The sequence below is a fragment of the Actinokineospora bangkokensis genome, from assembly GCF_001940455.1.
GTDB lineage: Bacteria > Actinomycetota > Actinomycetes > Mycobacteriales > Pseudonocardiaceae > Actinokineospora > Actinokineospora bangkokensis.
Map to the genome: position 1 here is coordinate 283,282 of NZ_MKQR01000018.1, position 24,371 is coordinate 307,652.

Here is a 24,371-nt window from a genome sequence, read left to right on the forward strand (position 1 = left end):
AACGGGTCCACACGCCTCGGGTACGGGTCGGGGCCCCACCGCCGCACCGGTGGGGCCCCGACCTCCCGCCCGAGGGCGGTGCGCACCTACGACGGCAACGACCCCCGCAACCGCCCCGACACCAGGCGGATGAACCGGGCCGAGTCGGGCAGCTCGCCGCCCTCGGCCAGCACCGCGAGGTCGTGCAGGAGCGACGCGGTCTCGGCCAACCCCTCGTCCTCGGGCCGGGCCTCGTGCGCGGCGCGCAGCGACGACACCAGCTCGTGGTCGGGGTTGAGCTCCAGGATCCGCTTGACCTTGGGCAGCTCGTGGCCCATCGCCCGGTACATCTTCTCCAGGTTGGGCGCGAGGTCGTCGGCGTCGCCGACCACGCAGGCGGGCGAGGTGGTCAGGCGGCTGGAGAGCCGGACCTCCTTGACGGTGTCCTTGAGCGCCTCGGACATCCAGCCCAGGAAGTCCTTGAACTGCTCCTGCTTCTGCTCGTCCTTGGCCTCGTCCAGGTCGACCTGGCCCTTGGCGATCGACTGGAACTTCTTCCCGTCGAACTCCGGCACCGCGTCCACCCACATCTCGTCGATGGGGTCGGTGAGCACCAGCACCTCGTAGCCCTTGGCCCGGAACGCCTCCAGGTGCGGGGAGTTCTCGATGACCGCCCGGTTGTCGCCGGTCATGTAGTAGATGTGCTGCTGGCCGTCCTTCATCCGCTCGACGTAGCCGCGCAGCGAGGTCTGCTGCTCGGGGTCGAGGGTGGAGTCGAACGAGCAGATCTCCAGGATCGCGTCGCGGTTGTCGGCGTCCTGGACCAGGCCCTCCTTGACCGCCTTGCCGAACTCCGACCAGAACGTCTTGTACTTCTCCGCGTCCTGCCCGCGCAGCTCCTTGACCGTGGCGAGCACCTTCTTGACCAGGCGGCGGCGGATGAGCTGGATCTGCCGGTCCTGCTGCAGGGTCTCGCGGGAGACGTTGAGCGAGAGGTCGGCGGCGTCCACCACGCCCTTGACGAAGCGCAGGTACTCCGGGATGAGCGACTCGCAGTCGTCCATGATGAACACGCGCTTGACGTAGAGCTGGATGCCCCGGTTGGCGTCGCGCATGAACAGGTCGAGCGGGGCGTGCGAGGGGATGAACAGCAGCGCCTGGTACTCGAAGGTGCCCTCGGCCGACATCTGCACGGTCTTGAGCGGCTCGGCCCAGTCGTTGGCGATGTGCCGGTAGAACTCGGCGTACTCCTCCTCGCCCACCTCGCTGGCCGGGCGCGCCCACAGCGCCTTCATCGAGTTGAGCGTCTGCACCTCGGTCTTGGGCTCGTCCTCGCCCGCGCCCGGCTTGTCCACCTCCATGCGGATGGGGTGGGTGATGAAGTCGGAGTAGCGCTTGACCACCTCGCGCAGCTTCCACGCCTCGGTGTAGTCGGGCATCTGCTCCTCGGCGTCGGCGGCCTTGAGGTGCAGCACCACCGAGGTGCCCTGCGGGGCGTCGGCCACCGGCTCGATGGTGTAGGTGCCCTCGCCGCTGGACTCCCAGCGGGTGCCCTCGGCCTCGCCCGCGTACCGGGTCAGCAGGGTGACCTTGTCCGCGACCATGAAGCTGGCGTAGAAGCCCACGCCGAACTGCCCGATCAGGTCCTGCGCGCCCGCGGCGTCCTGGGCCTCGCGCGCCTGGCGCAGGAACTCCGCGGTGCCGGACTTGGCGATGGTGCCGATCAGCCGCACCACGTCGTCGCGGGTCATGCCGATGCCGTTGTCGCGCACGGTCAGCGTCCGCGCCTGCTTGTCGACCACCAGGTCGATGTGCAGGTCGTCGGTGTCGACCGAGAGGTCCTTGTCCCGGTAGGCCTCCAGCCGCAGCTTGTCCAGCGCGTCGGAGGCGTTGGACACCAGCTCCCGCAGGAACGCGTCCTTGTTCGAGTAGATCGAGTGGATCATCAGCTGGAGCAGCTGGCGCACCTCGGCCTGGAACTCGAACGTCTGCGTCGTCACGTCGTCCTCCCCGTTTCCCACTCCCGGGCCCGGTACGGCCCCCGGCCCGGCGCACTCCCGAGTTCGGCCGGAATCGTACCGGGCACGCCGGGACGCCCGGCGACCTCGCCGAACCAAGCCGACATTGCCGACAAACCACGCAGAGTGCCTACCCTGGTGGCGTAGTGTCACGATCGGGGGTCGGCGGACGACACCAGCGCTGTAGCCTGTCGAGCGGTCTGGTTCGGGGAGGACATCCGGTGCACGTCAGCGAGGTCATGCAGGCCATCCCGCCCCTGGCGGTCTACCTGGTGGTGGGCCTGGTCATCGGGGTGGAGAGCCTGGGCATCCCCCTGCCCGGCGAGGTCGTCCTGGTCAGCGCCGCCCTGCTGTCCTCCCAGAGCGACCAGGTCAACCCCCTGGTCGTGGGCATCTGCGCCACCGCGGGCGCCATCGTCGGCGACAGCATCGGCTACCTCATCGGCAAGAAGGGCGGCCCCCGCCTGTTCGCCTGGGCGGGCCGCAAGTTCCCCAAGCACTTCGGCCCCGCCCACATCGCCAAGGCCCGCGGCCTCTTCCAGCGCCGGGGCGTCTGGGCGGTCTTCTTCGGCCGCTTCGTCGCCCTCCTGCGCATCCTCTCCGGCCCCCTCGCGGGCTCCCTGCACATGCACTACGGCAAGTTCCTCGCCGCCAACGCCGCGGGCGGCCTCGCCTGGGCGGGCGGCACCACCGCCCTGGTCTACTACCTCGGCGTCGTGGCCGAGGAGTGGCTGTCCAAGGTCAGCTGGTACGGCCTCATCGCCGCGGTCGCCGTCGCCGTGATCGGCTTCCTCGTCGTCCGCAAGCGCATGGCCGCCACCCCCGCTGAAGAAGCCGACACCCCCACCCCCGTCGACTGACCACCGGTCATTCCCTCGCCCCGCTGCTGATCGCTTCGACCTCCACGAGCAGGCTCGACATCAGCCCCAAGAGCACGACGGCGCGGGGGCGGGGCAGGTCGACCAGGTTGTGCGCGTACTCGTTCCGGATGAACGCGAACGCGGCCAGCACGGCGTTGCGCAGGGACCGCACGAAGGCCTCCAGGTACTCGCCCTCCAGGCTCCGGACGAACTCCAGCCCGAGCTGCCTGCCGTACTTCGCCGACCCCAGGTGCTGCCGCATGCGCGTCTCGACCATCGCCCCCAGTTCCCGCAGCGCGGTGTCGTAGAGCCCACCCGCGACGATGTGCTCCACCCTCGGCCGCGCCGAGTCCGGCAGCGGCACCGGCTCGTCCTCGAACAGCTCGGCCAGCCGCGCCCACCCGCGCCCGGTGAGGCCGATCCGCTCACCGTCGCGCACCCCGAGCCACGTGCGGAAGACCGGCCCGAACCCGTCGTCGTCCTCCTCGTCGTCCAGCGGAGGCAGCCGGAAGGGGACCACCGCCCCCTCCAGGACCGCCCCCAGGTGGTCGAGCGGATCGACGTCGTCGGGGAAAGGGCGGCCCGCCGCCCGCGCGCTTGCCGACACCGCGGCCCGCAGTTGGTCCCGCCTGCGTTCCTCGTGCTCCCGCTCGGTCAGCCGTTCCACGCCCGTGACCAACCCGTCGTCGGCGGCGTCGAGCAGCGCTTCGTGGGCGATCGCGAGGTGCAGCCGGTCCTCGGGCCGCCTGCCGAACCCGTCGGCGACGAGCAGCACGTACCCACCGATGTCGCTCGTCACCGAGAAGGTGGTGCCCTCCGGGAACCTCGCCAGGCCGACCAGCGCGTCCCGCACCCCCACGCCGGTCGGGTACGCGGGCCAGTCAGCGTTGAGGATCGTCATGATGGAGTTGCCCTGGGCGAAGGGCAGCACGCCCGGGTGGTCGAAAAGGCTCACCCCCAGGAACGTAGGACACCGACCGCACTTGGTCGGCCTGCCGGCCCGCCGGGGGTCGGGGAGGTCACGGGGAGCCGGGCTGTGGGGTGGCGGGGGCGGGGGTATGACTGGGGCATGACGATGACTGTCGCGGTGTTGGGGACGGGGATCATGGGGGCCGGGATGGCCCGCAACCTGGCGAAGGCCGGGCTGGACGTCGTGGTGTGGAACCGGAGCGCGGACAAGGCCGAGGCACTGGCGGACGTGGCGCGGGTGGCCGGGTCGGCGCAGGAGGCGGTCCGGGGAGCCCGGGTGGTGGTGACCATGCTGTTCGACCTCGACTCCACCCGGGAGGTGATGGGGCGGGTGCTGCCGCACGTCGAGGGGACGTGGGTGCAGTCGGCGACGGTGGGGTTGGACGGGGCGGCCGAGCTGGGGCGGTTGGCCGGGGAGCACGGGGTGGCCTACGTGGACGCGCCGGTGCTGGGCACCCGCAAGCCCGCCGAGGACGGCACCCTGACCGTGCTGGCGTCCGGGACGGGCGACGACGACGTGGCCGCGGTGTTCGACGCGATCGGCGCGCGGACGGTGTGGGTCGGGGAGGAGCCGGGGGCCGGGCACCGGCTGAAGCTGGTGGCGAACGCGTGGGTGCTGTCGGTGGTCACCGGCACCGCGCAGAGCGTCGAACTGGCGCGCGGGCTCGGCCTGGAGCCGTCCGCCTTCCTCGACGCCATCTCCGGGGGCGTGCTGGACACCCCCTACGCCCAGCTCAAGGGCAAGGCGATGATCAGCGGCGAGTACCCGCTCCAGTTCGGCCTCGACGGCGCCCGCAAGGACTCCGGCCTCATCGCCGACGCCCTGGTGGCCGCAGGCCGCGACGACCGCCTGATGCGCGCCATCCACGACCTGCTGACCACCGCGTCCGAGCGGGGCCTGGGCGGGCAGGACATGGCCGCGGTCAACCAGGCCTTCCCCCGCGGCTGACCGCTCCCCCGACGGCCGGGCACCCCACCGGGGCGCCCGGCCGTCGTGCGTCCCGGTGCCGGCCACCGCGTGCCTGCTCCCCGCTGAGCCGTCCGTCGCATGCCGTGGCGTCAATCCGCCAGGGGCGGGAGACGGCCGTCACCGGCTGACCAGGGCGTTCCCAGTTATGCGTCCGGAAGGCACCGCCCGCTGGGCTACGTGGCGGATTGTCAAGTTGCGGCATGAATCGGAAACTTTCAGTCGTAAGCCATTGTTCGTTCCCTGCACCCACGAACAACCTTGCGAGGGCACTCATGCGCACACCCGTCCCCGTCCTGCTGGCCGCCGCCGCGCTCGGTGCGCTGGGCCTGGCGGCGCCCGCCGCCGCGACCCCGCTGGTCGCCGTCACCCCGGCCGCGGTCGACGCCGTGCCGGGCAGCTACATCGTCACCCTCAAGGACACCGCGGGCCTGCGCGCCCAGTCGGTGACCGCGCGGCTGTCGATCGCACCGTCGCACGTGTACTCGTCGGTGCTCAACGGGTTCTCCGCGAAGCTGTCGGACGCCCAACTGGCCAAGCTGCGGGCCGACCCATCGGTGGCGCGCATCGAGCAGGACGCCGAGGTCTCCGCGGACACCACCCAGTCGGGCGCGACGTGGGGCATCGACCGCATCGACCAGCCGTCGCTGCCGCTGTCGGGCACCTACACCTACAACGCCGACGGTTCCGGGGTCACCGCCTACATCATCGACACCGGCATCGACGCCGACCACCCCGACTTCACCGGCCGCGGCCAGAACGCCTACGACGCCGTCGACGGCACCAACGACGACTGCAACGGCCACGGCACGCACGTCGCGGGCACCATCGGCGGCGCGACCTGGGGCGTGGCCAAGAACGCCCAGCTGCGCGGCGTGCGCGTCCTGGACTGCGGCGGCAGCGGCACCTGGGCTGGCGTGATCGCCGGCATGGACTGGGTCGCGGCCAACCACGCCTCCCCCGCGGTGGCCAACATGTCCCTCGGCGGCGGCTTCAACCAGTCGGTCAACGACGCCGCCACCCGCCTCGCCGACAGCGGCGTCTTCACCGGTGTCGCCGCGGGCAACTCCTACGGCTCCGACGCCTGCAGCGCCTCCCCCGCCAGCGCCGCCAACATCACCACCGTCGCCGCCAGCGACTCCGGCGACAACAACGCCTCCTTCAGCAACGTCGGCCCCTGCGTCGAGCTCTACGCCCCCGGTGTCGGCATCACCTCCAGCTGGCTCAACGGCGGCACCAACACCATCAGCGGCACCTCCATGGCCACCCCCCACGTCGTCGGCGTCGCCGCCCTCTACAAGAGCACCTACGGCGATGCCCCCAGCACCACCGTCAACTCCTGGCTCACCGCCAACGCCACCCCCGGCGTGATCAACGGTGTCCCCGCGGGCACCCCCAACCTCCTCCTCCAGACCGCGGGCCTCTGACCCCCCACTCCGTTCCGCGAAGCGCCCCCGGCACCACCCCGGGGGCGCTTCGTCGTCCCCACCCTCCCCTATGGACACTGTGCCCCAGCCGTTCAACGCCGCAGGCGAGCCCAAGACATCCCTAACAGCCGTCGTTCGGCTAGAGCAGCCCCCACCCCGCACCCCACCTCACCCAGCCCCACCAACCACCTCGCAACCCCATGCCCCGTGGTGAAGCCCATCCCTCAAGCCGTTGTTTGGCCAGCCCCACCCACACCCCGCAATCCATGGTGCCCAGCTCTACCAACCGGCCCGGCAAACCCAACACCGCTCAGCCGAGCCAATGATCATGGGCTGTGCTCACACCTGGGCCTGCCCCAGTCCTGGCCGCAAGTAGCTCGGTGGAGGCGGTGTCCAGGGTGGGCGAAGCCCATCGCGAAGCGACGCCCGCAGGGCGCCCTTGACTCCGCCTCCACCGAGTTACACACTCGCGGCCCCCGAGGACAGGCCCCACGCCAGCGGCCCCCCACAACGCACGCCCCCGAAGACAGGTCCCCACTAAGCCAGGAACCCTTAGCTCACACGGCAGGCACCTCAGCGAACGCCCCGGCAGGCGCCAGCGGCAACTCCACCACCGACCCCCCAACCCCCCACTCCACCCCGTACAACCCACCCAACTGGTTCAGCAGGTTCCCCGGCAGCGACAGCAACCGGGGCGTGTCAGCACTCGACACGGTCACCCGCAGCCGGTGCCCCGCCTCGATCCGCGCGACCGTCGTCGGCACCTCGATGTCGTAGCGCACCTTCTGCCCCACGGGAACCGACTGCACGGCTTCCCGCGTGTACGGGTGGAACGGGAGCAGGTAGTTCCCGTCCGGCGCCCGCCAGCTGCGCGACTCGTCGACCGCGCGGTGGCTGCCGAGCAGCGACCCGCTCGCCAGGGGGGTGGACACCCCGTTCGGGGCGACGTCGGAGATCGTGACGGCGAACTGCGTGTCCGGCCGCGACGACGTGGCGATGATGGACGCCGACATCGGCCCGGCGAGCACCTGCGCCTCGGTGAACGGTTCGGTGGTGTAGGTCTTGCCCAGCAGCGGCAGCTGGGTCAGGTTGTCGTTGTGCGCGCACGGCGGCGGCAGGTGCAGCGTGGTGAACACCGCCACCAGGCCGCCCGCGGTCGCCTGGTCCAGGCCGCGGTTGCAGGGGACGGCGGCCGGGCTGTAGATGATCGTGTCGGTGCCGGAGCGGGTGGGGGCGGCGGTGGAGAGGGTGCCGCCCGCGCCGGGGTGGAAGGCGGTGGGGGTGGCCTCGGGGAACGGGAAGCGCGTGGCGCCGACCCAGCGGTCGGTGCCGACCTCGTTCATCCGCAGCGGGGGCCCGTCGGGGCCGGTGTCGAGGCCCTTGAGGTGCTTGTCGAACCAGCGCAGGCGCAGCGCGTCGATGTCGATGCCCTGGCCGACGGTGACGTGGTGCCAGGGGCCCATGACCAGGCGGTAGTCCGGGTCGACGGCCTGGTCCGGGCTCATCGGGCGGCCCACCGCCCCGCCGGCGGCCAGCGACTGGAGGTCGCTGTAGAGCAGCAGCTGCCCGCGCTCGAACACGTCGTCCCAGCCGCCGACCATCTGCACCGGGACGCCCGCGCGCACGACCTGCGGCAGCACGGACTGCGGGCTGCGGCTCCGCCAGTAGGCGCCGTCGTAGGACACGTCGCCGCCGGTGGTGCCCTCCAGCAGGGTGGCGGCGTGGAAGCTGAGGATGCTCGCTGCCCGGTCCACCAGCACCTTCGCCAGGTCCGGGTTGCCCGCGGTGGCGGCGTTCACCAGCTGCACGAACCCGGTGAGCCCCAGGTACACCACGTCGGAGGCGAGGCCGAAGTTGCCGCCGGGGAAGGCCATGTCGCGGTAGGGGTCGATGCTGGGCACCATCGGGAACATCGCCTTGACCGGGGAGCCCGGGCCCAGCGCGGCGACGGTGAAGAACTGGTTGATGGCCATGTAGGAGGCGCCCGAGAGCCCCACCACGCCGCTGGAGCCGGGCAGCCCCGCGGCCCAGTGCACCACCTGGACGCTGTCCCTGGCCTCCTGCTGCCCGAGGAAGTCCCACCGCCCCTGCGAGCCGCCGGTGCCGCGCACGTCCACGACGGCGTTGATGTACCCGCGCTTGACCAGGTAGTCGTCGCCGCCGCCGATCAGCTCGAAGCCCGCGTCCGGGTCCGACACCCCGGGGAAGGCGTCCATCAGCGCGCCGTAGGGCGTCTGGGTGAGCACGACGGGGAACGGACCGGGCGCCGCGGTGCCGTCCGGGTTCTGCGGGAAGTACACGTCCGCGCGCAGCACGGTGCCGTCGGACATCGTGATCGGCACTTCCTTGCGCACCCCGACGCCGAATTCCGCGGGCCCCGGCGACCACTCCGCCGACGCGACCGGACCCGCCCCGACCAGGCCCGACGCGGCCAGCAGGACGATGACGAGCAAACGGCGGAGGTGTGCGGGCATTTTCTGTTTGTACCCTGCAAGCAGTTGCCGCACAAGCATTCTCACCCGAACCGGTACGGGTCGTTTCCCGTACGGCGCGCCTATTTCCCGGATAAAACGTGAAACTTGTCAGCAAAGGCACCGATACGCGCCCGTCACACCCCGGACGCCCGCCGTTTTTCATCCCCACCCCGGACACGAGCACGTTTCGCTTCCCCGCGCCCGCCGCACGCCCCCGCCCCGGCGGGTATCAGTCCACTGGGGCCGCTGCGGCGCGCTTGGTGTGGTTGAAGACCAGGTTCAGCACGAACGCGGCCAGCGTGGCGCTGGTGATGGCGCTGCCGAGGACGACCTGGGCCCAGCCGGGGAAGCCGCGGTAGAAGCCCGGCGCCACCACCGGCACCATCCCGATGCCCACCGCCACGGCCACGATGAACAGGTTCTTGGTGCCGTCGTACTGGACCTTGCCCAGCGTGCGCACGCCCACCGAGGCCACCATCGCGAACATCACCAGCCCCGCGGCGCCGACCACCGGGCCCGGCAGCGCGGCCACGACCTGCCCCAGCTTGGGCACCAGCCCGAGCAGCACCAGGATGCCGCCCGCGGAGGCCGCCACGTACCGGCTGCGCACCCCGGTCATGCCGATCAGGCCGACGTTCTGGGCGAACACCGTGTCCACGAACGCGTTCATGAACCCGCCCAGCACCGCCGACACCCCGTCGGCGGCCATGCCCCGCGCCAGGTCGGCCCGCGAGAGCTCCTTGCCCGTCAGCTCCCCCACCGCCAGCATGTCCGCCGTCGACTCGGTGAAGGTCACCAGCATCACCACGCACATCGACACCACCGCGGCCACCGGGAACTCCGGCGGCCCGAAGTGCAGCGGCGCGCTGATCCCCACCCAGGCCGCGCCGCCCACGCCGGAGAAGTCGGTGAGCCCCATGGGGATCGCGGCCAGTGTGCCCGCGACCAGGCTGAGCAGCACCGCCACCTGCGCCAGGAACCCCGTGGCGAACCGGGTCAGCAGGACCACCAGCAGCAGGATCCCGCCCGCCAACCCCAGGTTCGGCAGCGCGGCGTAGTCCGGGGCGGCCGGGTCGTTGCCCGCGATGAGCCCGGCGGCGACCCCGATGAGCGACAACCCCACGACGGTGATCACCACCCCGCTCACCAGCGGCGGGAAGAACCGCAGCGCCCGGGAGAACGGCACCGCCACCAGCAGCCCGAACACCCCGGCGGCGATCATCGACCCGTACACGGCGGCCAACCCGTACTGCTGGGCGATCAGGATCATCGGCGACACCGCGGTGAACGTCGCCCCCACCACCACCGGCAGCCGCACCCCGAGCACCCGGCCCACCCCGAGCGACTGCACCAGCGTCACCACTCCCGCGACCAGCAGGTCGGCGTTGATGAGCAGCCCGACGGTCTCGGTGTCCAGGCCCGCGGCGGCGCCGAACACCAGCGGCACGGTGACACAGCCCAGGTACATGACCAGGACGTGCTGCAAGCCCAGCACCCCCAGCTGGGCCGGGGGCAGGGGCGTGTCGACGGGGTGGCGGACAGTGGTCACCCGGTGACGGTAGGAGCGCGCTGTTGCGATCTCGTTCCCGCGCGCGCAACGCGCCGTTTCACCGCGCACCGAGGCGGAGGGCGACGTGGGCGGTTTGCCCGGAACGCGGCCCGTGGGAGAGGGTCGGGGTCCCGTCCCCGAGGTGTTGCGGAGCCCCCATGAGCCCAGTGGCCGTCGACGACCGCTCGACCGGCGCCGCCACCGGGGCGCCCGCGCGCAGGCACCGACCGGAGCTGCAAGGGCTGCGCGCGCTCGCGGTCGCGCTCGTCGTCGTCTACCACGTGTGGCTGGGCCGGGTTTCCGGCGGCGTGGACGTGTTCTTCGTCATATCCGGCTTCCTCGTCACCGCGCAGCTGGTGCGCGCGGCGACCGGCCCCGGCATCCGCTTCGGGGCGCACTGGGCGCGCACGCTCAAGCGGCTCGTGCCGTCGTCGGTGGTGGTGCTGCTGTCCGTGCTCGTCGCCGCGGTGGCGCTGCTGCCGGAGAACCGGTGGTTGCAGACCGCGCGCGAGATCGGGGCGTCGGCGCTGTTCGCGCAGAACTGGCAGCTCGCCTACGACGCGGTGGACTACTACGCGCAGAACAACACAGCCAGCGTCGTGCAGCACTTCTGGTCACTGGCCATCCAGGGCCAGTTCCACCTGGTGTGGCCGCTGCTGGTGGCGCTCGTGGTGCTGGTCGCGCGCGACCGCCCGCTGCGGGCGCTGTTCGTGGTGCTGGCGGTCGTCAGCGCCGCGTCGCTCGCCTTCTCCGCGCTCCTGACGGCCGCCGACCAACCGTTCGCCTACTTCCACTCGCTGACCCGGGTGTGGGAGTTCGGGGCGGGTGGCCTGCTCGCACTGCTGGTCGACCGGGTGGACCTGGACCGGCGGCTGCGCGTGCTGCTCGGCTGGGCGGGCGTGGTGGCCCTGGTGAGCTGCGGCGTCGCCATGGACGTGGGGTCGCGGTTCCCCGGGTACCTGGCGCTGTGGCCGGTGCTCGCCGCGTGCGCGGTGGTCGTGGCGGGGTCGACCGGGTCGCCGCACGGCGTCGACCGGTGGCTGTCCGCCCGGCCCGTGACCTACCTGGGCGACCTCAGCTTCGCCCTGTACCTGTGGCACTGGCCGGTGCTGGTGTTCTACCTGGTGGTGCGCGACCGCACGGTGGTGGGCCCGCTGGGCGGCGGCTTCGTCATCGCGCTGTCGCTGCTGCTCGCCGCCGCCACCCACCACCTCGTCGAGGAGCCGCTGCGGCGGGCCCGCTCCAGCACCCGCCGCTCCTACGCCCTCGTCGCCGCGGGCGTGGTGGCGGTGCTGGGCGCGGCGACGGCGTGGAACGCCGTGGTGGTCCGCGACGCCGAGCGGTTCAGCACCCTGGTGGGCGACCGCGACCACCCCGGCGCCATCGCCCGCGTCCCCGGCTTCGAGTACACCGGCGCCGAGGACGCCGTGCTCATCCCGTCCCAGGCCGTCGTCGCCAAGGACTGGCCGGACGCGTCGGCGTTCGACTGCGCGGTCAAGCCGGGCACCGAGCAGCTCCAGGTCTGCGAGAGCACCTGGACCGACACCCCCGCGCGCACCCTCACCATCGTGGGCGACTCGCACATGTACCTGTGGTCGGCGGGGCTGGTGGAGGTCGCCAAGCGGCGCAACTGGGCGCTGGACATGATGGTCCTCGGCGGCTGCCCGTACTCCACGCGCTCGGAGACCTACCCGGGGGACGACCGCTGCCGGGAGTGGACCGACCAGGTCACCGGGGAACTGCTCGACCGGCAACCCGACGCGGTGGTCACCCTCGCCACCCGCAACGCCCGCCCCGGCCGCACCGAGACGACACCGGACGGCTTCGTCGAGCGGTGGCGCCAGCTCGACGACGCGGGCATCACCGTCCTCGCCTTCCGCGACAACCCCCGCTACGACTCCTCCCCCAGCGCCTGCGTCGCCCTGCGCGGCAGGGACGCCGACGCGTGCACCGCCGCGCGCGGCGACATCTACGCCGAGACCCCGCCCTACGCCGACCGCGCCGACATCTCCCCGAACGTCTTCTTCTTCGACTTCGCCGACTACTACTGCGACGCGCTCACCTGCCCGCCCGTCATCGGCAACGTGCTCGTCCACCTCGACGACAACCACCTCACCGCCACGTTCATGGAGTCCATGGCCCCCATCGCCGAGGAGGCCGTCCTCACCGCGACCGACTGGGAGTAGCCCCGCCGCCGGGACGGGCCCGCGCGGGTGCGGCAGGATGCGCGGCATGAGCGAGCAGCACGCCCACCCGCACGTCTACACGAGCACCGCGGTCATCGACGGTGAGCCGATCACCTGGGTGCACCACGACCACGACGGCGACTGGCAGGTCCTGGGCGAGACCCCCCTGGAGACCGACGACGACGCGGTCCTGACCCACCTGGAGGACCTGCTCGCCCTCGACCCGTCGGTCGAGCAGCTGCTGGAGATCCCGCAGGGCCACTCCGCCGAGCGGGACGACAAGGACAGCCCGTGGCAGGTCTACGAGGAGCCCGACGACGAGCAGGTCTGCTGGACCACCCGGCAGGTGCTCGACGGCGAGCCCGTCCTGGTCGTCTTCCACACCGACGACGACGAGTTCGAGTTCCTGGGGGCGACCGAGCCCACCGAGGACAACAGCGTCGCGACGGACCTGGAGACCCTGGCGGCGGCCGACCCGTCCCTGCCCGACCCGGCCACCGTCCCGCCGATGCACGCCGCCCACCGCGACAGCCCCGACCAGCCGTGGCAGATCAGCCTCTACGAGGCCGCTGACCAGGACGACGAGGACGCCGAGGACGCCGGCTCCGCCGAAGGCACCGCCGACGGCCCCACCGCGCACTGACCCCGCCGACGGGTCCCCCGCGTCACACGATCGGGGGATCCGTCAGGGCTCGACGCGGCGGGCCAGCACGCAGCCGCGCCACCCGCGCCGCTCGAACCGCCCCTGCTCGACGAACCCGCACCCCCGGTAGAAGTCGACGAGCCGGTCGTCGAGACCCGCGAAGCAGTCGACCCGCACGACCCCCACGCCCTCCTCCCGGGCCCGCTCCACCGCCCGCTCCAGCAGGGCGGCGCCGATCCCCCGGCCCTTGTGCTCGCGGTCGGTCAGCAGCAGCCGCACGTACAGCTCCGGCTCGGTGGCCCCGGGCACGTAATCAGGCGATTCCGGGGTCAGCGTGAGCACCCCCGCGACCGCGCCGTCGACCTCCGCCACCCACGCCTCGTGGTCGCGCACGAAGGTCGTCACCTGCTCCTCGCGCTCCGGGGTCACCTCGCTGCCCCACTGCGCCGACCGCCCGCGCTCGGCCAGCCACCGCACGGCCACCGCCATCAACCGCCGCACCGCCGCCGCGTCCGCCGCACCGCCCCGCCTGATCACGACCACCCGCCCCGCCTCCTCACGACCGCCGTCACCCACCCTGTGGATCGTTCCACCGGGGCACCGGCGGGGGTTGGTAAAATCGACGGGCGGGTCGAGAGGCGCTGCGACGGGGACCACCCCCGCCACGCTCGACCCGGGCTGCTGTCGGCAAGGGCGTCTCCCCAACAGCGAAGGTGGGCCATTGGCATCTCCATCGAGCGCCGCGACTACCACCGGCGACCGGACCCGTGCACTGCAAGAACTGCTCGCCCAGCGCGTGGCGGTCCTCGACGGCGCCTGGGGCACCATGTTGCAGGGCGCGAAGCTCACGCCCGAGGACTACCGGGGCGACCTGATCGCCGCCGACCACCCCCAGGACGTCACCGGCGACCCCGACCTGCTCAGCCTGACCAGGCCGGACGTCGTGCTGGACGTGCACCGGCGGTACCTGGCCGCGGGCGCGGACATCACCACCACCAACACCTTCACCGCCACCGCCATCAGCCAGGCCGACTACGGCCTGGAGCCGCTGGTGCGCGAGATGAACCTCGCCAGCGCCCGGCTGGCCCGCCAGGCCGCCGACGAGGCGGGCGGCAAGTTCGTCGCCGGGTCCATCGGCCCGCTCAACGTCACCCTCTCGCTCTCGCCCAAGGTCGAGGACCCCGCCTACCGCGCGGTCACCTTCGACCAGGTCAAGGCCACCTACGCCGAGCAGATCGCCGCGCTGGCCGAGGGCGGGGTGGACCTGCTGCTGATCGAGACGATCTTCGACACGCTCAACTGCAAGGCCGCCATCGCCGCCGCCGCCGAGGTCGCCCCCGAGCTGCCGCTGTGGATCTCGGTCACCATCGTCGACCTGTCCGGGCGCACCCTGTCCGGGCAGACCGTCGAGGCGTTCTGGCGCTCCATCGCCCACGCCCGGCCGCTGGTCGTCGGCGTCAACTGCGCGATGGGCGCCGAGGAGCTGCGCCCGCACGTGGCCGAGCTGGCGAAGCTCGCCGACACCTTCACCGCCGCCCACCCCAACGCCGGGCTGCCCAACGCCTTCGGCGGCTACGACCAGACCCCCGAGCAGATGGGTGAGCTGCTGCGCGGGTTCGCCACCGAGGGCATGGTCAACGTCGTCGGCGGCTGCTGCGGCACCTCCCCCGAGCACATCGCCGCCCTCGCCGAGGCGGTCAAGGACCTGCCCGCGCGCGAGGTGCCGCGCACCGACGCCACCACCCGCTTCTCCGGCCTGGAGCCGTTCGCCATCGGCCCCGACACCGGGTTCGTCATGGTCGGCGAGCGCACCAACGTCACCGGCTCGGCCCGCTTCCGCCGCCTCATCGAGGCCGACGACTACCAGGGCGCGGTCGACGTCGCCCTGGAGCAGGTGCGCGGCGGGGCCAACCTCATCGACGTCAACATGGACGCCGACCTGCTCGACTCCGAGCGGGCGATGACCAACTTCCTCAACCTCATCGCCACCGAGCCCGAGGTCGCCCGGCTCCCCGTCATGATCGACAGCTCCCGGTGGAGCGTGCTCGAGGCCGGGCTCAAGTGCGTGCAGGGCAAGGCCGTGGTCAACTCCATCAGCCTCAAGGAGGGCGAGGAGGAGTTCCTCGACCACGCCCGCACCATCCGCGCCTACGGCGCGGGCGCGATCGTGATGGCCTTCGACGAGCGCGGCCAGGCCGACACCGCCGACCGGCGGGTGGAGATCTGCAGCCGGGCCTACGAGCTGCTCACCAAGCGGATCGGCTTCCCGCCCGAGGACATCATCTTCGACCCCAACGTGCTCGCCGTCGCCACCGGCATCGAGGAGCACAACGGCTACGCCAAGGCCTTCCTCGACGCGCTGCCGCGCATCAAGCAGGCCTGCCCCGGCGCGCACATCAGCGGCGGCATCTCCAACCTGTCGTTCTCCTTCCGCGGCAACGAGGTCGTCCGCGAGGCCATGCACTCGGCGTTCCTGTTCCACGCCGTCAAGCTCGGCCTGGACATGGGCATCGTCAACGCTGGCCAGCTCGCCATCTACCAGGACATCCCGGCCGAGCTGCTGGAACTGGTCGAGGACGTGCTGTTCGACCGGCGCGCCGACGCCACCGACCGGCTCGTCGCCTACGCCGAGCGGGTCAAGGGCAAGGGCACCAAGCGCGCGCTCGACCTGTCCTGGCGCGAGGGCCCGGTGGGCGAGCGCATCACCCACGCCCTGGTCAACGGCATCGTCGACTTCATCGAGGCCGACACCGAGGAGGCCAGGCAGGCCTACCCGCGGCCGCTGGAGGTCATCGAGGGCCCGCTGATGGACGGCATGAAGGTCGTCGGCGACCTGTTCGGGTCGGGCAAGATGTTCCTGCCCCAGGTCGTCAAGAGCGCCCGGGTGATGAAGCGCGCCGTGGCCTACCTCGAGCCCTACATGGAGGAGGAGAAGGAGCGGGCCCGCGCCGAGGGCCGCACCGAGGCGCTGCGCGGGCAGGGCAAGGTCGTCATGGCCACGGTCAAGGGCGACGTGCACGACATCGGCAAGAACATCGTCGGCGTCGTGCTCGGCTGCAACAACTACGAGGTCGTCGACCTCGGCGTGATGGTGCCCGCCGCCAAGATCCTCGACACCGCCGTGGCCGAGGGCGCCGACGCCATCGGCCTGTCCGGCCTGATCACCCCGTCGCTGGACGAGATGGTCAACGTGGCCGAGGAGATGGAGCGCCGCGGCCTCAAGCTGCCGCTGCTCATCGGCGGCGCCACCACCTCCCGCCAGCACACCGCGGTCCGCATCGCCCCCGCCTACGACAGCACCACCGTGCACGTCCTCGACGCCTCCCGCGTCGTCGGCGTCGTCTCCGGCCTGCTCTCCGACCGGGCCGACGCCCTGGCCGAGGAGAACCGCGCCGAGCAGCAGCGCCTGCGCGAGCAGCACGCCAACCGCCAGCAGAAGCCCCTGCTGAGCCTGGCGGCCGCCCGCGCCAACCGCGAGCAGGTCGAGTTCACCGACCTGCCCGTCCCCTCCTTCACCGGCCTGCGCACGGTCACCCCGTCCATCGCCGAACTGCGCGAGTACGTCGACTGGACGTTCCTGTTCCTGGCCTGGGAGCTCAAGGGCAAGTTCCCGGCCATCCTGGACAACCCCATCGCCCGCGAGCTGTGGGACGACGCCAACACCCTGCTCGACCAGATCATCGCCGACGGCTCCCTGCGCGCCGAGGGCGTCCACGGCTTCTGGCCCGCCCACTCCGACGGCGACGACATCGTCCTGCCCGACCACGGCGTGTCGTTCCCCATGCTGCGCCAGCAGACCGAGAAGCCCGAAGGCCGCCCCAACCGCTGCCTGGCCGACTACATCGCCCCCACCGGCGACCACCTCGGCGGCTTCGCCGTCGCCATCCACGGCGCCCAGGACCTCGCCGCCCACTACGAGGCCGCCAACGACGACTACCGCGCCATCATGGTCAAGGCCCTCGCCGACCGCCTCGCCGAGGCCTTCGCCGAGTGGATCCACCTCAAGGCCCGCCGCGAGTGGTTCGAACCCGACGCCACCCCCGCCCTGGCCGACCTGCACGCCGAGCGCTTCCGCGGCATCCGCCCCGCCCTCGGCTACCCCGCCAGCCCCGACCACACCGAGAAGCAGGACCTCTTCACCCTCCTGAACGCCGAAGCCCACGGCATCGGCCTCACCGAGTCCTACGCCATGACCCCCGCCGCGGCCGTCAGCGGCATCATCTTCGCCCACCCCGCCGCCCGCTACTTCACCGTCGGCCGCATCGACAAGACCCAGACCGAGGACTACGCCAAGCGCCGCGGCATGCCCCTGGCCGAGGTGGAGCGCTGGCTCCGCCCCAACCTGGCCTACGACCCCAGCTGACCACCCGCCGTTGGCCACGCGGAAGGGGGCCTGCCCATCCCGGGCAGGCCCCCTTCCTCTTTCCCGTCCCTCCCCACCGCACCCAGTCCGTCTTCGTCCCCCCACCCCGCTAAACTCGCCACACCCCCCGACCCAGCGTCCACCCGCCTCGCATTCTCGGATTCACTCTTCCGGGTTGTGGACAACTGCTCCGGAGCCCTCAGAACTGTCACTGGCCGGGATTAAGCTAGAGCAATAGGAACGACGCGCGGGGGCGGCTCCACACCTCTCTCACCCGCACACCCACACCCGTCACGCCCCCTCACCACGACACACCCCACCCACACGTCCCCAAACCAGCCCACCCCAGCCAGCACAGCCACACACCGCCAACGCAAGCGCCCAGCGATCACCACTCGCAGCCAACACCCAGCCCGAGCACCCGCCGCGAGCCGCGAGCCGCGAGCCGCGAGCCGCGAGCCGCGAGCCGCGAGCCGCGAGCCGCGAGCCGCGAAGGATGACATACCTCGCTCAGCCTCCGGCGCACGCTCCTGACCCAGAACAGCCGTCGCACGGCTCACGCAAGCGCCAGGCGATCAACCACCAGCGGCGAACACCCAGCCCGGGCACCCGCCGCCAGCCGCCGCACCTGTTGTGCCTCGCTCACTCCACCGCCCCGCGCCCGCCCACCCTGCCGCGCCTGGCCCGTCCCGACAGCCCAGCTCGACCGCGCCACCCGCTGTCCCTGTGCCCCCGCCGCGGTCGACCGAGCCCGTCGGCGCGCACGCAGCGGCTAGCCCCGCGGACCTCAACCCCCCAGCGCGGGTTCGATCACGGTCACCCCGTTGCCCGGCACGGAGTCCATCTCCGCCAAGGCAGCGGCCGCTTCGCCCAGCGGGATGCGCCTCGTGATCATCCGCTGCACCGGCAGCCGTCCACTCGCGACCATCCCGAGCAGCGCGGGATACCCGTGCGCCGCGAGACCGTGGCTACCCAGGACCTCCAACTCGTACGCGATCACCCTCGCCATGGGCACCGCCGGGTCCTCCGTGAACAGCCCCACCTGCACGTGCCGCCCGCGCCGCCGCAACGAGTTGATCGACCCGGCGCAGGTCTGCGCGCTCCCCAACGCGTCGAGCGACAGGTGCGCCCCGCCCCCGGTCAGGTCGACGACGGCCCGCGCATCCGTCGTGGCGGCCTCGGCGCCGAGGGACCGCGCCAAGTCCAGGGCCTGCTCGGAGATGTCCACCGCCACCACCCGGGCACCCGCAGCGGCTGCGATGGCGACCGCGGACAGGCCCACGCCGCCGCAGCCGTGGACGGCGACCCACTCGCCCGGTGCGACGCGCCCGAGGGTGACCACCGCGCGGTAGGAGGTCGCAACCCGGCAACCGAGGACGGCCGCGGTGTCGAAGCCCAGGTCGTCGGGCAGGGCGACGAGGTTCACGTCGGCGTGGTCGAGCGCGACGTAGTCAGCGAAGGAACCCCAGTGGGTGAAACCCGGCTGGGTCTGGTTCTCACACACCGTCTGCAAACCGGCGGCGCACGACGAGCAGCGCCCGCACGCGCAGATGAACGGGACCGTCACCCGGTCGCCAACCCGCCATCGGGTGACGTCGGGGCCGAGGGCGGCGATCCGGCCCGCCAGCTCGTGCCCCGGGACGTGCGGCAGGGCGATGCCCGAGTCGTGGCCTCGCCACCCGTGCCAGTCGCTGCGGCAGAGGCCGGTGGCGGCGACCTCGATGACCGCGCCGTGCCGCGCCGGTGACGGGTCGGGCACGGAGCGGATCGAGAGGGGGCCGCTGAACTGGTCGAACACCACAGCACGCATGCGGAGCACGCTACTCATGCGAACATGTGTTCGTGTCGAACCAGGGCCCGATCCTGCACGCCGACCTGGACGCGTTCTACGCGTCGGTCGAGCAGCGGGACGACCCCGCGCTGCGCGGGCGCCCGGTGATCGTCGGTGGCGGGGTGGTGCTGGCCTGCAGCTACGAGGCCAAGGCCCGCGGCGTGCGGTCCGCCATGGGTGGGCGCCAAGCGCGCAGGTTGTGCCCGGACGCCATCGTCGTCCCACCGCGGATGTCGGCCTACTCGGCGGCGTCCAAGGCGGTGTTCGAGGTGTTCGCGGACACGACCCCGCTGGTCGAGGCCCTGTCGATCGACGAGGCGTTCCTGGACGTCGGCGGCATGGCGCGGATCGCGGGCTCGCCCGTCCACATCGCCGAACGCCTGCGGCGCGAGGTCGCGGACCGGGTGGGGCTCCCCATCACGGTGGGCGTCGCCCGCACCAAGTTCCTCGCCAAGGTCGCCAGCGCCGTTGCCAAGCCCGATGGCCTGCTGAATGTCCCCCACAACGGTGAATCCGCCTTCCTGCACCCCCTCCCGGTGGAGCGCCTGTGGGGCGTCGGCAAGGTGACTGCCGAGAAGTTGCGCGCCCGCGGCCTCGCCACCGTCGGTCAGGTGGCCGCCTACGACGAAGCCGACTTGATCTCACTGCTCGGCCCGGCCACAGGCCGCCACCTGCACGCCCTGGCCCACCACCGAGACCGGCGCCGCGTGGTCACCGGAAGGCGGCGTCGCTCCATCGGGGCCCAGCACGCCCTCGGCCCACGCGGCCGCACCCCCGAAGAACTCGACATCCTCTTGGCCGCCTTGGTGGACCGCGTCACCCGCCGCCTTCGCCGCGCCGAGCGTTCCGCCCGCACCATCACGCTGCGGACCCGAGCCGCGGACTACACCAGGCGCACCCGCTCGTACACCGTCCTCCAACCCACCACGGACACGGCCGAGATCCTTTCGATCGCTCGCACCCTCCTCGCCGCCGCCCTCCCCACCATCCACGACGAAGGCATCACCCTCATCGGTGTGGCCCTCTCCAACCTCGACCCGGAGGGTGCCGTCCAACTGGCGCTGCCCCTGGAGGCCCCGGCCACCGGCGCCCGTCACCGGCCCCCTGCAACGGGCCTGGACACCGCCCTGGACTCGGTCCGTACCCGGTTCGGGTCTGCGGCGGTCACCCGAGCCGCCCTCTTGGGTCGGGACGTGGGGCCGGAAGTGCCCCTGCTCCCGGATTGAACCCGTGCCCACGGCCCACCTCGGCACCCGCGCTCCCGGAGTGCTCCCGGCCCAACCCGGCCCCTGTGCTCCCGACTAACCCGACTCCACTCGGCGCCCGCGCTCCCGGACTAGCCCGGCCCCATTCGGCACCCAAAAGCACGTGCCGACCACCCAACGCGCGCGCTCGCTGTGATGAGGTGTGCGGCCGCCCCCGCGCGTCGTTCCTATTGCTCTAGCTTAATCGCGACCAGTGACAGTTCTGCGGGCTCCGGAGCAGTTGTCCACAACCCGGTCGACTGAATTCGGGGGAGCCGAACCGGCTGTGGTGAGGGTACTGGGGTGGAACGACAAGAACGGGCCGCCGGGGGTGGCGGCCCGTTCTCGGGGAGCGGTGTGGGTCAGTACTGGGTGGGCTTGGGGCCTGCCCAGGAGGCGGCGTTGCTGCTGAGGGACTGGATGAGGGTGATGATGGGCATGATGGCGAAGAGGAGGGCGACGACGATCATCACGGCCTTGGCGCCGTTGGCGATGTCGAGGGCGGGGCTGCCGTCGAGTTCGTCGGTGGAGATGAGGGCGAAGCGGATGATCCAGGCGGCGCTGATGATGATCTCGAGGGCGGCGGCGCCGATGAGGATGCCGCGGTTCTTGCCGCTGATGATCTGGACGCCGCCGAGGATGAGGAGCAGGACGCCGATGGCCTGGGCGATGGAGACGACGAGGCTGAAGGCGTAGTCGCCGTCCGCGCCCGCGTCGCTGACGCTGGCCAGGCCCGCGAACATCATGATGGTGGTGATGGCGGTGATGCCCGCTTGGACGAAGGCCAGGACGGCGGCGGAGGTGACCACGCCGGGGCGGGTGCTCGCGCCGTTGTACTGCTGCTGGGGGGCTTGGGGCAGGGGGGCTGCCGGGTAGCCGTGCTGCTGGTAGGCCGGGTAGCCCTGCGGCGGGGTGCCCGGTTGCTGGTAGGCGGGGTAGCCCTGGGGCGGGGTGCCCTGCTGCGGGTACTGCTGGTGTCCCGGCTGCTGCGGGTATCCGCTGTAGTCCTGGCTCATGTCCCCAACTCCTCGGTCACCGGGGCGGTTGCCGTGCGACCGCGCACGGACCTGTTCTTCGAATCGCTGTTCGGGGGCGGATTGTGACAAGGTTCGGGGCCGCGCGCGCGGGATTTCACCGAAGTCGGGCGCGGCGGTGGCGGGGTGTGGTCGAGCGGGTGCGTCAGGTGAGGTAGTCGGTGAGCTCGGGGGGCGGGTCGGCGGCGAACTCGGCTTCAGTGAAGGTGGCGGTGTCGCGGAAGTCGACGGACTCGAAGTCGGTGAAGCCGTCGAAGTGGGCGCCGGTGAACACCGCGGGGCCGTCGAAGGTGGTGTCGCAGAAGCGGGCGTGCCGGTGGAAGCGGGTGCCGCCGAGGTCGACGGGGCCGGTGAGCACGGCGCCGCCGAACCAGGCGCTGCCGCGGAACTCGGCGCAGGTGAAGGCGGCGCCGCCCGCGAACACGGCGCGGTCGAAGGAGACGTCGGACTGGAAGCGGGTTTCGCGGAACTGGGCCTCGGCGGTGAAGGCGGCGCGGGCGAAGGTGGCGTCGCCGTGGAACTCCGCGGCGCGGAAGCCTGCGTCGGGCCAGTCCTCGGGGGCGTCGAACTCGGCGTCGCGGAAGTCGGCGGCGGCGTGGAAGCGGGCGCCGCGGGCGCTGATGCCGTCGAGGAAGCGGGCGGCGCGGAAGCGGGCGCGGCCGCCGACGCGGGTGCGGCGGAGCACGGCGCGGCCCTCGAAGACGGCGTTGTCGCAGGTGATGGCCCGGACCCGGCAGCCGGTGAGGTCGAGGTCGATCAGGTGCGCGCCGGTGAGGTCGAGGTCGAGGTCGGGCCAGAAGTCGGGGGCGGGGGCGGCGGGGTCGTCGCCGGGGCGCAGGTGGCGGGTGAGGACGCGCTGGACGGCGGCGCGGACGGCGAACTCGCCGGTGTCGAAGGGGGCGCGCAGGCAGGCGCAGAGGACGTCGACGACGTCCTGGCGGCGGTCGGGGTGGGCGGTGGCGAGGCGTTCGAGGGTGTTGAGGCCGCCGAGGCGGATGGGGTCGCGGTCGCCGCCGAGCTGGTCGACGGCGGCGGAGAGGCGGCGCTCGACGGAGTCGGCGTGCGCGGCGGCGGCGGCGCGGCGGCGTTCTGCGGTCTGGTGGGCCTCGGCGGCGCGGCGCTGGGCGAGGTCGCGCTCGCGGTGGTCGAGGACGGCCTCGGCGGTGCGCTGGCCGCGCCAGCGCAGCAGGAGGGCGAGCAGGCCGCCGGTGGCGGTGGCGGTGGCCAGGCCGGTCCAGACGGCGTTGGCGCGGGGGCCCGCGGCGGCGGCGCCGGTGAGGCCCCAGCCGCCGGTCCACCAGAGGGTCGCCGCGCCCGCGGCGGCGCCGGTGAGCAGCAGGAGTGCGACGAGGAGCGCGACCCGGGCCGTCGACGGGGCCGCGTACCCGGCGGCGGTGGGGTCGGGGCTGGGGTCGCTGGCGGCGTCGCTCACGCAGCGATGATGGCAGGTGCGCCGCGGGGGGCGCGTGCTGAGTGCCGGATCGTGGCACGCCGTTGTGGATCTTGTGGGGTTGGTGCGGGGGTGGGTGGCGGGAGTGCTCGCGCGGGGCGCGTTCAGCGGGTTCGGCACGGTGGAGCGGGGGGTGCGTCGGGTGCGGGGGTGGGCCGGGATGACCGCTTGCGGGTGTGGTGTTGGGACGGTGGCGCGGAGCGTGTTCAGCCGGTTGGGCGGTGGTGCGGGGAGCTGAGAGGCTGGGACTGCGGTCAGTGAGTTCAGCGCGGTGGAGCGGGGCGCGCGTCGAGTGCGGAGGCGCGCCAGGATGTCCGCTCGTGAGGGTGGCGCTGGGGCAGGCGGGCGGGGCGCGGGTTCGGTGGTGGTGCGGGGAACTGAGGTCCGGGATGGGTGCTGGGTAGCCGTGCGGGCGTGGCGGTGCTGCCGGGCGGACCGCGGGGGGTGTTTCGGGCGTCGGGGTCGGGTGGGGCGGGATACGCTGCGGTGGGACGGCGGCGGGAGGACCGGCAGTGGGCATCATCTCCAGGATCAGGGGCGAGCTGGTCGACGTCATCGAGTGGTTCGACGACAGCCGGTCGACGTTGGCGTGGCGGTTCCCGCGGTACCGGAACGAGATCAAGAACGGTGCGCAGCTGGTGGTGCGGGAGGGCCAGCGGGCGGTGTTCGTGTACCGGGGGCAGTTGGCGGACTCGTTCGGGCCGGGGCACTACGAGCTGGTGAGCGAGAACCTGCCGGTGCTGTCGTCGTTGCAGGGGTGGCAGCACGGGTTCGCGAGCCCGTTCCGCAGCGAGGTGTACTTCCTGAGCACCAGGCCGGTGACGGACCTGCGGTGGGGGACGGCGACGCCGGTGACGGTGCGGGACCCGGACTTCACGATGGTGCAGGTGCGGGCGAACGGGTTGTGCGTGGTGCGGGTGGCGGACCCGGCGGTGTTCCTGCGGGAGGTGATCGGGACCGACTCGTCGGTGGACACCGAGGAGATCGCGGAGCTGCTGCGGCGGGTGATCTGCACGGCGTTCGCGGACCTGGTGGTCGGGACGGGGTTGGGGGTCATCGACCTGCAGGGCAGGCAGGTGGAGCTGGCGGAGCGGCTGCGGGAGTTCGTGCAGGAGCGGGTGGACGACGAGTTCGGGCTGCGGATCGAGGGCATCTCGCTGACCGTGTCGCTGCCGGACGAGGTCACCGAGGCGATGACGCGGGGGGTGGCGCGCGGGGTGGAGCAGGCGCGGTACCTGGACAACGTGGGTCCGGTGGACCGCTTCCAGCGGGGTGCTGTGGCGGAGGCGGTGGTGGAGGCCGCGCGCAACCCGGGGGTGGGTGGCGCGATGGTGGGTGCCGGTGTGGGGGTGGCGCTGGGGCAGCAGGCCGCGGGGG

General features: G+C 72.3%; 16 protein-coding genes. 8 read left to right on the forward strand and 8 right to left on the reverse strand.

The window, feature by feature from the left end; translation table 11 throughout:
• Window positions 1–86: 86 nt before the first annotated feature.
• Complete coding sequence (gene htpG / locus BJP25_RS19535) at window positions 87–1,979, reverse strand: molecular chaperone HtpG (RefSeq protein ID WP_075976407.1); 1,893 nt, start codon at window positions 1,977–1,979, stop codon at window positions 87–89.
• Between the two features lie 239 nt (window positions 1,980–2,218).
• On the opposite strand from htpG, the gene BJP25_RS19540 reads away from it, so the two are divergent.
• On the forward strand, window positions 2,219–2,857 hold the full coding sequence (locus BJP25_RS19540; RefSeq protein ID WP_075976408.1) for a DedA family protein: 639 nt from the start codon (window positions 2,219–2,221) through the stop codon (window positions 2,855–2,857).
• Window positions 2,858–2,864: 7 nt separating this feature from the next.
• Here the strand turns inward: BJP25_RS19540 and BJP25_RS19545 are convergent, their stop codons facing one another.
• A complete protein-coding gene (locus tag BJP25_RS19545; protein ID WP_143219197.1) occupies window positions 2,865–3,812 on the reverse strand; it encodes a hypothetical protein in 948 nt (315 codons plus the stop codon).
• A 114-nt stretch (window positions 3,813–3,926) separates the two neighbouring features.
• Between BJP25_RS19545 and BJP25_RS19550 the strand changes: the two genes are divergently transcribed.
• Window positions 3,927–4,775 carry an NAD(P)-dependent oxidoreductase gene (locus BJP25_RS19550; RefSeq protein ID WP_075976410.1) on the forward strand — a complete coding sequence of 283 codons (849 nt, stop codon included), beginning with the start codon at window positions 3,927–3,929 and terminating at the stop codon, window positions 4,773–4,775.
• A gap of 293 nt (window positions 4,776–5,068) precedes the next feature.
• On the forward strand, window positions 5,069–6,220 hold the full coding sequence (locus BJP25_RS19555; protein WP_075976411.1) for a S8 family peptidase: 1,152 nt from the start codon (window positions 5,069–5,071) through the stop codon (window positions 6,218–6,220).
• Window positions 6,221–6,777: 557 nt separating this feature from the next.
• Here the strand turns inward: BJP25_RS19555 and BJP25_RS19560 are convergent.
• Window positions 6,778–8,694: a CocE/NonD family hydrolase gene (locus BJP25_RS19560; RefSeq protein WP_143219198.1), complete on the reverse strand. Its 1,917-nt coding sequence runs from the start codon at window positions 8,692–8,694 to the stop codon at window positions 6,778–6,780.
• Window positions 8,695–8,923: 229 nt separating this feature from the next.
• Window positions 8,924–10,243 (reverse strand): nucleobase:cation symporter-2 family protein, encoded by a 1,320-nt coding sequence (locus BJP25_RS19565; protein WP_075976412.1) that lies wholly within the window; start codon window positions 10,241–10,243, stop codon window positions 8,924–8,926.
• 158 nt (window positions 10,244–10,401) lie between these two features.
• Here BJP25_RS19565 and BJP25_RS19570 point away from each other — a divergent pair, with 158 nt between their 5' ends.
• Complete coding sequence (locus BJP25_RS19570) at window positions 10,402–12,429, forward strand: acyltransferase family protein (RefSeq protein ID WP_075976413.1); 2,028 nt, start codon at window positions 10,402–10,404, stop codon at window positions 12,427–12,429.
• A 46-nt stretch (window positions 12,430–12,475) separates the two neighbouring features.
• On the forward strand, window positions 12,476–13,072 hold the full coding sequence (locus tag BJP25_RS19575) for a hypothetical protein (RefSeq protein ID WP_075976414.1): 597 nt from the start codon (window positions 12,476–12,478) through the stop codon (window positions 13,070–13,072).
• 42 nt (window positions 13,073–13,114) lie between these two features.
• Here the strand turns inward: BJP25_RS19575 and BJP25_RS34260 are convergent, their stop codons facing one another.
• Window positions 13,115–13,615, reverse strand: a complete 501-nt coding sequence (locus BJP25_RS34260) for a GNAT family N-acetyltransferase (protein WP_158075689.1) — start codon at window positions 13,613–13,615, stop codon at window positions 13,115–13,117.
• A gap of 178 nt (window positions 13,616–13,793) precedes the next feature.
• Here BJP25_RS34260 and metH point away from each other — a divergent pair, with 178 nt between their 5' ends.
• Complete coding sequence (gene metH / locus BJP25_RS19585; RefSeq protein WP_075976416.1) at window positions 13,794–17,435, forward strand: methionine synthase; 3,642 nt, start codon at window positions 13,794–13,796, stop codon at window positions 17,433–17,435.
• A gap of 787 nt (window positions 17,436–18,222) precedes the next feature.
• Here metH and BJP25_RS19595 read toward each other — a convergent pair.
• Window positions 18,223–19,245, reverse strand: coding sequence for a zinc-dependent alcohol dehydrogenase family protein (locus BJP25_RS19595; protein ID WP_075976452.1), 1,023 nt, complete (start codon window positions 19,243–19,245; stop codon window positions 18,223–18,225).
• A 32-nt stretch (window positions 19,246–19,277) separates the two neighbouring features.
• On the opposite strand from BJP25_RS19595, the gene dinB reads away from it, so the two are divergent.
• Window positions 19,278–20,492 (forward strand): DNA polymerase IV, encoded by a 1,215-nt coding sequence (gene dinB / locus BJP25_RS19600; protein WP_198943556.1) that lies wholly within the window; start codon window positions 19,278–19,280, stop codon window positions 20,490–20,492.
• Between the two features lie 380 nt (window positions 20,493–20,872).
• Here the strand turns inward: dinB and BJP25_RS19605 are convergent, their stop codons facing one another.
• Window positions 20,873–21,526 (reverse strand): hypothetical protein, encoded by a 654-nt coding sequence (locus tag BJP25_RS19605; protein WP_075976418.1) that lies wholly within the window; start codon window positions 21,524–21,526, stop codon window positions 20,873–20,875.
• A gap of 163 nt (window positions 21,527–21,689) precedes the next feature.
• Window positions 21,690–22,976: a pentapeptide repeat-containing protein gene (locus tag BJP25_RS19610; RefSeq protein WP_075976419.1), complete on the reverse strand. Its 1,287-nt coding sequence runs from the start codon at window positions 22,974–22,976 to the stop codon at window positions 21,690–21,692.
• A 530-nt stretch (window positions 22,977–23,506) separates the two neighbouring features.
• On the opposite strand from BJP25_RS19610, the gene BJP25_RS19620 reads away from it, so the two are divergent.
• Window positions 23,507–24,371 (forward strand): SPFH domain-containing protein (locus BJP25_RS19620; protein ID WP_075976421.1); only part of this gene is annotated, 865 nt, incomplete at its 3' end.

Excerpts from the sequence above, each read along its gene's own strand:
- BJP25_RS19555 (WP_075976411.1), top strand. The coding sequence starts at position 5,069 with ATGCGCACACCCGTCCCCGTCCTGCTGGCCGCCGCCGCGCTCGGTGCG.
- BJP25_RS19560 (WP_143219198.1), bottom strand. The coding sequence starts at position 8,694 with ATGCCCGCACACCTCCGCCGTTTGCTCGTCATCGTCCTGCTGGCCGCG.
- BJP25_RS19605 (WP_075976418.1), bottom strand. The coding sequence starts at position 21,526 with ATGAGCCAGGACTACAGCGGATACCCGCAGCAGCCGGGACACCAGCAG.
- BJP25_RS19550 (WP_075976410.1), top strand. The coding sequence starts at position 3,927 with ATGACGATGACTGTCGCGGTGTTGGGGACGGGGATCATGGGGGCCGGG.
- BJP25_RS19570 (WP_075976413.1), top strand. The coding sequence starts at position 10,402 with ATGAGCCCAGTGGCCGTCGACGACCGCTCGACCGGCGCCGCCACCGGG.
- BJP25_RS19595 (WP_075976452.1), bottom strand. The coding sequence starts at position 19,245 with ATGCGTGCTGTGGTGTTCGACCAGTTCAGCGGCCCCCTCTCGATCCGC.
- BJP25_RS19575 (WP_075976414.1), top strand. The coding sequence starts at position 12,476 with ATGAGCGAGCAGCACGCCCACCCGCACGTCTACACGAGCACCGCGGTC.